The organism is bacterium, assembly GCA_040757115.1.
Lineage (GTDB): Bacteria > UBA9089 > CG2-30-40-21 > CG2-30-40-21 > SBAY01 > JBFLXS01.
The window spans coordinates 1-7,800 of sequence record JBFLYA010000175.1; the positions used below are offsets into that span (position 1 = coordinate 1).

Below are 7,800 nucleotides of genomic sequence, written 5' to 3' on the forward strand. Positions count from 1 at the left end.
ATTGATTGTGGAAAACAACAAATTTCCATAAATTTCTATTAGTTTCTATTAATTTCAATTTTTTTAATAATATCTCCCTATCTCCTTAATCTCCACATCTCCTTTTGTTACACCACCTGAACGCTTAATGGGAATCTTACAGGAGCGGACAATGACTAAAAAAGTCCTGAAAGACCTAAATACTGAAATAGAAAGGTTAATCGCAGCTGGAGAAGAAAAAGGATATGTTACTTATGATGAAATAAATGAAATACTTACTGAAAATGATGCCTGGTCACCTTATTTAGAAAAAATCTTTGCTAAATTAGAAGAAAAGGATATCGAAATTCAGGATAATGGAAAGATGGATGAGGTAGTTGTAGAGAAAGAACCAGAAGAAACAACTCCTGTTGACCCCCTTAAACTCTACTTAAAAGAGATTAACCAGATACCCCTTTTAACCCCAATAGAAGAAAGAAGATTAAGTCGGCAAATAGAAATCGACCACCTAAAAATAAAAGAAATCGAAATAAAAAGTGGCCTTTCTGAAAGAAGACTAAAGGAATTATATAATAAATGGCAATTAAAAGAAATAAGGAAAAGTGATTTGCCACCATCTTTAAAAAAATTACCTAATAAAGAAATAGATAAATTCTTGCGAACCGTAGAGATACTTGAAAACAAAATCGAGGTTATCAAACGGAAATTTATTGAGTCTAATCTCCGATTGGTTGTAAATGTAGCGAAAAGATATGCACATCACAAATTAAGTCTTTTAGATTTAATTAATGAGGGAAATTTAGGACTAATTCGGGCAGTAGATAAATATGATTATAAAGAGGGGTTTAAGTTCAGCACCTATGCTATTTGGTGGATAAAGCAGGCGATTAACCGAGCAATTTTAGAACAGGGTAGAACAATTAAAGTTCCTGTTTATATGATGGAAACAATTAATCGGTGTCTAAAGACAATAAATAAACTATCGCAGGAATTAGGCCGGGAGCCAACATTAGAGGAAATCGGAACCAAAATGAAACTCCCAGTTAGTAAGGTGATTGAAATTATCAATATTACTCAAGAACCTATCTCTTTAGAAACCCCGATAGGCATAACTGGAGAAAATGAATTAAGTGAATTGATTGAAGATAAGGCAAGTCTGCCTCCATCAAAGGCGATATTCTTTACTATGTTACAAGAACAAGTTCAGGAAATAGTAGATACTCTTCCTGAAAAAGAAAGACAACTTCTAAAATTACGCTTTGGATTAGATGGGTTAGAACCTCATACCTTAACTGACATAGGTAGGATATTAGGTCTAACAAGAGAAAGAGTTAGACAATTAGAAAAAAGAATACTTGATAATCTTCGCAAAAAAAAGATTACTAAACAATTATATGATGATTTTCTGGGAGAAGAATAAGGAAACAAGGAGGTTATTAAAAAGATGAAAGAGGTAATTTTAATGTGGCAGAATACAAGAATGGTTGTGTTATGCGCGGTTTGTGCCAGCGTATATACGGCAATACTTATTCCTTTTAAAATCGCAACCATAATTCCAGGTTTTACCGAGATACGACCTGCGGCGGTTTTACCTGTTGTCTTTTCACTTATGTTTGGACCAGCGGGTGCCTGGGGGTCTGCGTTTGGTAATTTAATTGGCGATTTCTTTGGAACTTTGGGACCGGGCTCATTTTTTGGATTTATCGGTAACTTCTTGTATGGATTTATACCATATAAGGTCTGGCAATATATCTCAAAACAAGACCCTGTTTTCAATACCCCAAAGGTAGTTATAAATTATTTTTGCTGTATTGCTTTAAGTTCCTCAATATGTGGAATGTTTATTGCCTGGGGGGTGGATTTGTTAGGATTTGTCCCGATAACCCTACTGGCGAATATCATTACTCTAAATAATTTTCTTGTTTGTGTTATCCTGGGACCATTTCTGCTTGTTATTCTCTATCCGAGAGTGAAGAAATGGAGATTACTTTATTCCAATATCTTAACTGAATTACCAAAACCAGGAAAATTTGCTGGAATTGGTATTTTATGTTTATTAATTGGTAGCATTGGCGGGCTTATCATCATCAACTTAGGTAGTTTTGGTTTTATTCAATGTCCAATAACCTGGTGGACAATGACACCAGTTGTGTTACTGATTATTATTGGAACACTGCTTATTTGAGGGATTCGGGACTCGGGGCTCGGGACCCGGGACTCGGGAAGAAAAGAATCCCCGAACCCCGATTTTCAGGGGAACGCTCATGAGCTTGCGGCTCACAAAGGGGGATGAAAATAATGAAAGAACAACCCCCTAACCCCCTTTATTAAGGGGGAATATCTGTTCTAAATCATAGGATACGAGTCTGTGGATACTATACTAATTCGCTAATCTCTAATTCACTAATTCGCTATTTTCAGGGGAAAGTATAGGACGCAGATAAACGCAGATTTTCAGGATTTTTAAATATACATCCTGATAATCTGCGAAAATCTGCGTCCCATAATCTATTTTCAGGAGAAGTATTATGGAAGAAGGTGAAATCTATCTTTCCATTATCAGCCCGGTATATAATGAAGAGGCACATGTAGTTGAATTGTATTTTCGGCTATCAAAGGTTTTGGCACAAATTGATAAACCTTGTGAGATTATTTTTATCGATGATGGTAGCACAGATAAAACCTATGCCTTGATTAAAGACTTGAAAATGCGTGATGAGAAAATAAAGATTATCCGATTTATTCGCAATTTTGGGCAATATTTAGCCATAATCGCAGGATTTAATCAAGCAAAAGGCAAGATAATGGTTACGATTGAAGGTAGTCTCAAAAGCCCACCTGAAGAGATACCTAATTTATTAGAAGAACTAAATAAAGGCTATGATGTTGTCATTGGCGCCATAGGATTACATCAGTTACCTTCTATTTTTCGACCCTTAATTAATTTTATTAACTGGTTTGTTTCTAAACTTACCGGAACCACGATAAAAGACTATGAATCTCTATTTATGGCATATAAAAGAGGGGCAGTAAAAATGCTCCTCCAGTGTCGAGAAAGAACCCCATTAATAAAAGCATTACTGAGTTGGCTTGGACTTAAAGTCGGTGAAATAGAACTTGATACTACCCATAGTTCCACAAAGACAGTTTTTGATTTATTAAAAGCAGATTTTGAACTTATTACCAGTTTTTCAACATCGCCTATCTCATTCTTAAGCTCTCTTGGAGTATTTATGGGCTCCCTGGCGATTGTGCTTGGATTATTCTGGTTAATTCAATCATTTATTTTAAACGCAGGCATTAGTATCATCATCGCCTTTTTATCCATCCTTTTTGGCATACAACTTTATGGACTCGCCTTCCTCGGTAAGTATATTGCAAAAATATATCTCCAAATTCAAGGCAGACCTTATTATATCATTGAAGAAATAATTGAGTAACAGTAACTACTCCTAATCTTTACCTACATCTTTTGGTGGTGTCTGAAAATAACTCTAATAGTGAAATCTATGCAGATTTGGTGTCCAAAAGGGATTTCCTCCAAAGAGCAAAATGCAAAAAGCAAATATAAAAATTACATATCAAAATGTAAAATTATCTCTTTCCTTTCAGCGTTAAAATACTTGAAGCAAAGATATTACCAAATTCCTCCAACTCTTTGAGAAACCCTGTTACTTCCTCTTTGAAATTTGATTTGTAATTTTGCATTTTGATATTTAATATTTGATATTTGATATTTATTTGTTGTCTCCCTCAAATCCTATTTTGCAGAACCCTATACACTATTTTAACCTTTATGCTAGATTAAGACACCACCTATTATTTATACCGCGATGCTGTAGCACGCTAAACACATACCTTTCATTAGTGAATAGTGAACAGATATTCAGTACCTGTTTAGCGTGGTCAGAGAGCACAAATGAATGGTACTGACTTAGTGCGAAACTACTTCAAACACAACAAGAGTATTGTTGATAGTTGATGGTTGATAGTCTATGAAACTATCAACTATAAACCATAAACTATCAACTATAAACTATCAACTATCAACCATCAACCCTGTTACTATATCTGTTCTATGAGAAGATTTCGTTAATAACTACTATATATCTACACATCCAGATTTCGCACTTCTAAAGCATGGGTTTGAATAAACTGTCGTCTCGGTTCAACTTTATCACCCATTAAAATAGTAAATATATTATCTGCCTCAACATTATCTTCTAGTGTAACCTGCAGATTTGTTCTTGTCTCAGGGTCCATTGTAGTTTGCCAGAGTTGTTCTGGATTCATCTCGCCTAACCCTTTATATCTCTGGATGGTTGCACCTTTTCTGCCTATTTTTTCTAATAATTTTTCTAATTCGTCATCTGCGTAGGCATAATAATCCTTTTTGTTTTTCTTGACCCCATAAAGAGGTGGTTGAGCGATATAGACATAGCCTGCTTCTATTAATTGTGGCATATAACGATAGAAGAAGGTCAAGAGTAAGGTGCGGATGTGAGCTCCATCTACATCAGCATCAGTCATAATAATAATTCGGTGATACCGTGCTTTGGTAATATCAAAATCATCCTCACCAATTCCCGTGCCTAAAGCGGTAATAATGGTTTTTATCTCTTCATTTGTCAGGGCGTGGTCAAGTCTGGTTTTTTCTACATTCAAGATTTTACCTTTTAGGGGCAAAACAGCCTGAAATTTTCTATCCCGCCCCTGTTTTGCCGAGCCACCAGCTGAGTCTCCTTCAACCAGGTAAATTTCACAATTTGCCGGGTCACGCTCCGAGCAATCCGCTAATTTACCTGGTAAGGAATCTGTTTCTAAAGCACTTTTGCGTCGGGTTAGTTCCCGCGCCTTTCGAGCCGCCTCACGGGCACGCGCGGCAATGATTGACTTTTCAATTATCTTTTTTACAATCGCTGGGTTTTCCTCACAAAATAAATCTAATCCCTCTCCAACTATCGATTCAACAATACCTTTTACTTCACTATTACCTAATTTTGTCTTGGTTTGACCTTCAAACTGTGGTTCTCTTAATTTGACACTTATCACCGCAGTTATCCCTTCGCGAACATCCTCCCCGGAAAGTGAGAAATCAGCCTCCTTGATTAAATTATTCTTCCTGGCATAGTCATTCAGAACACGGGTCAGACCTGATTTGAAACCAATTAAGTGAGTTCCGCCTTCATGGGTATTAATCGTATTGGCGTAAGAAAAGACATTTTCCTGGTAACCATCATTATACTGGATAGCAATTTCTACCTCTACCGAGTCTTTTTGTTTTGAGAAGTAGATGGGTTTATCATGAAGTGGTGTTTTATTTTCATTCAGGTGCTCAACAAAAGAGATAATTCCACCTTCATAGACAAAGGTATGTTCTTTCTTTGACTTTTCATCTAAAATTGAAATCTTTAGCCCTTTATTTAAAAAGGCTAATTCTCTCAAGCGGTGAGATAACATATCAAAGGAGAATTCCTGTGTTTGCTTAAATATCTTTTTATCCGGCTTAAATCTAACCCTGGTCCCTGTTTTATTGCTTGTTCCAATTATCTCAAGGTCAGTCGTTGGTTTTCCTGATTTATATTTCTGGCAATAGACCTTTCCATCCCGGCTAACCTCAACCTCTAACCATTCGGATAACCCATTAACAACCGAAATACCTACGCCATGGAGTCCCCCGGAGATTTTATAAGATTTATCATCAAATTTACCGCCGGCATGAAGTGTGGTCATCACAAGTTCTACACCTGTTTTTTTATAAACAGGGTGCATCTCCACAGGTATGCCTCGACCATCATCTTCAACCGTAACACTTCCATCCTGATGGAGTTCAACCTTGATATTCTGACAGGCACCAACTAATGCCTCATCAATTGAGTTATCCACCGCCTCATAGACAAGATGATGTAAGCCCTGAATATGTGTATCACCGATATACATACTCGGTCTTTTTCTGACCCCTTCTAATCCTTCCAATACCTGGATTTTCTCGACATCATAAGTTGTTGACATTACTTAGATTACCTCCTCGTTTTTTGGTAAATGGTAACTGGTGACTGGTAATTAATTACCAATTACCAGTTATCTGTTAAGATTGAAAATATACATCCTTTATAACTTGCATTCCCACCGCAGAATTAATCTTTTTGATAATATCTTTTTTAAAGAATGAAAGTTCATTACACCAGGCGGAGCTATCAACCTTAACAAAAATTATCTTATCCTTGATTGTCAATGGTTTTGTATGGACCGCAACATTAGTTCCAACTACCTCTTGCCATAATTGAATTGCCCGTTCTTCAGCTAATTTATGTGCTAAAGAAATTTCTCGCCCCTTATCAATTACCTTTATTCTCCGCATCATTTTATCTAACACATTGCCAAATTCTTCAATTCGACGACCTCTCATTTATCTCACCCTGCCTGATTTTAAATATGCAGGCATCCTTTACAAAATCTGGATTTAAGTCATGTAAATCCGTCGTGGTAATAAATACCTGTGTTAGGTCTGGTATAAAATTTAGAAGAGCCTGACGCCTATTCTTATCCAATTCAGAAGTAACATCATCTAACAAAAGGATAGGAAATTCTTGTGTTTGTTGATAAATATTTTGCACCTGGGCTAATTTTAAACAAATAGTGATAGTTCTTTGTTGTCCCTGTGAGGCAAAGTATCTTGCCTCAACATCATTTATATAAAAAGAAATATCATCTCGATGAGGTCCAACTAAAGTTACTTCCTGTCTTATCTCATCTTCCTGCTTATTTTTCTGCGTTTTTCTAAAGTCCTCCTCAACCACACAAGGTCTATATTTTATCTTTAGTTCTTGCGGCTGTCCACTAATCTGATGATAAACTTCATTAATTAAGGGATTTAAACTATCTATTAGTTCTTTTCTTTTCTTTATAATCTCAATACCTGTTTCTATTAGTTGTTCATTCCATACCTCTAATTCTGTTATGTCACATTTCATATTTTTCTTAAGGAAAGATAATGTTTGATTCCGCTGTCTAATGATTTTGAGGTATCTTTGCAGGTTGTATAAGTACTTTGGGGATGTTTGTGAAAGTTCAATATCCATAAATCGTCTTCTTATTGCCGGGGCGCCTTTGATAATATTCAAATCCTGTGGTGAAAAGACAATTACCTTCAATTCCCCAATCAAATCTATTATCCTGGTGAGCGGTTTATTATTTATTTTTACCTTCTTAAGGTTATTAGTAAATAAGATGTTAATCTCAAGTGTAGTATTATTTTTCCATATTTCCCCATTCAGATAAAAATCTGTTTGCCCAAATTTAATTAGTTGTCTATCCTCACTTGTGCGGAAGGATTTTAGAATACCAAGAAAATATATCGCCTCTAAAAGATTTGTTTTCCCTGCCCCATTTTCTCCCACAAAGATATTTATTTTCGAATCAAAACTTAACTCGTTATCGAATAAATTTCTAAAGTTTTTGGTAATTATTCTTTTTAAGAACAACTGGTCACCTTTGTATGCTTCTCCTGAAAATAGTTAATTAGAGATTAGAGAATTAGTGAATTAGAACCTGCACTCTTGCTAATCTCCAATCTCTAATCTCTATGCTCAATTTTCATCTTCCTTTGTGCCCACTCCCTGTGGGCATCGTCGTTTCTCCTATACCCTATGTCAAGGTTAAATATATCTGTGAAATCTGCGGATTAATTTCCAGTAAGCGTTCAGGTGGTGTAACAAAAGGAGATATGGAGATTAAGGAGATAGGGAGATATTATTAAAAAAATTGAAATTAATAGAAACTAATAGAAATTTATGGAAATTTGTTGTTTTCCACAATCAA

At 35.7% G+C, this 7,800-nt stretch carries 7 protein-coding genes; 4 read left to right on the top strand and 3 right to left on the bottom strand.

Annotated elements, in window-relative coordinates; genetic code table 11:
* The first annotated feature begins 151 nt into the window (after positions 1-151).
* The 3 genes from AB1422_13860 (at position 152) to AB1422_13870 (ending at position 3,419) form a co-directional block, all read left to right on the top strand.
* A complete protein-coding gene (locus tag AB1422_13860) occupies positions 152-1,399 on the top strand; it encodes a sigma-70 family RNA polymerase sigma factor (GenBank protein MEW6620398.1) in 1,248 nt (415 codons plus the stop codon).
* Between the two features lie 24 nt (positions 1,400-1,423).
* The gene (locus AB1422_13865) at positions 1,424-2,164 is read left to right on the top strand and encodes a QueT transporter family protein (protein ID MEW6620399.1); all 741 of its coding nucleotides are present in this window, start codon (positions 1,424-1,426) and stop codon (positions 2,162-2,164) included.
* A 343-nt stretch (positions 2,165-2,507) separates the two neighbouring features.
* Positions 2,508-3,419, top strand: a complete 912-nt coding sequence (locus tag AB1422_13870; GenBank protein MEW6620400.1) for a glycosyltransferase family 2 protein — start codon at positions 2,508-2,510, stop codon at positions 3,417-3,419.
* 670 nt (positions 3,420-4,089) lie between these two features.
* Here the strand turns inward: AB1422_13870 and gyrB are convergent.
* The 3 genes from gyrB to recF all read right to left on the bottom strand — a co-directional run bounded on the left by gyrB (position 4,090) and on the right by recF (position 7,463).
* Positions 4,090-5,991 (bottom strand): DNA topoisomerase (ATP-hydrolyzing) subunit B, encoded by a 1,902-nt coding sequence (gene gyrB / locus AB1422_13875; GenBank protein MEW6620401.1) that lies wholly within the window; start codon positions 5,989-5,991, stop codon positions 4,090-4,092.
* Positions 5,992-6,067: 76 nt separating this feature from the next.
* A complete protein-coding gene (locus AB1422_13880) occupies positions 6,068-6,388 on the bottom strand; it encodes a DUF721 domain-containing protein (GenBank protein ID MEW6620402.1) in 321 nt (106 codons plus the stop codon).
* Positions 6,369-7,463: a DNA replication/repair protein RecF gene (gene recF, locus AB1422_13885; GenBank protein MEW6620403.1), complete on the bottom strand. Its 1,095-nt coding sequence runs from the start codon at positions 7,461-7,463 to the stop codon at positions 6,369-6,371. The genes AB1422_13880 and recF overlap by 20 nt, the downstream gene beginning before the upstream one ends.
* Before the next feature lie 101 nt (positions 7,464-7,564).
* On the opposite strand from recF, the gene AB1422_13890 reads away from it, so the two are divergent.
* Positions 7,565-7,738: a hypothetical protein gene (locus tag AB1422_13890; protein ID MEW6620404.1), complete on the top strand. Its 174-nt coding sequence runs from the start codon at positions 7,565-7,567 to the stop codon at positions 7,736-7,738.
* The last annotated feature ends 62 nt before the right edge of the window (positions 7,739-7,800 follow it).

Coding starts and splice junctions, on each gene's coding strand:
- AB1422_13860 (MEW6620398.1), top strand. CDS start 152: ATGACTAAAAAAGTCCTGAAAGACCTAAATACTGAAATAGAAAGGTTA.
- AB1422_13865 (MEW6620399.1), top strand. CDS start 1,424: ATGAAAGAGGTAATTTTAATGTGGCAGAATACAAGAATGGTTGTGTTA.
- AB1422_13870 (MEW6620400.1), top strand. CDS start 2,508: ATGGAAGAAGGTGAAATCTATCTTTCCATTATCAGCCCGGTATATAAT.
- gyrB (MEW6620401.1), bottom strand. CDS start 5,991: ATGTCAACAACTTATGATGTCGAGAAAATCCAGGTATTGGAAGGATTA.
- AB1422_13880 (MEW6620402.1), bottom strand. CDS start 6,388: ATGAGAGGTCGTCGAATTGAAGAATTTGGCAATGTGTTAGATAAAATG.
- AB1422_13890 (MEW6620404.1), top strand. CDS start 7,565: ATGCTCAATTTTCATCTTCCTTTGTGCCCACTCCCTGTGGGCATCGTC.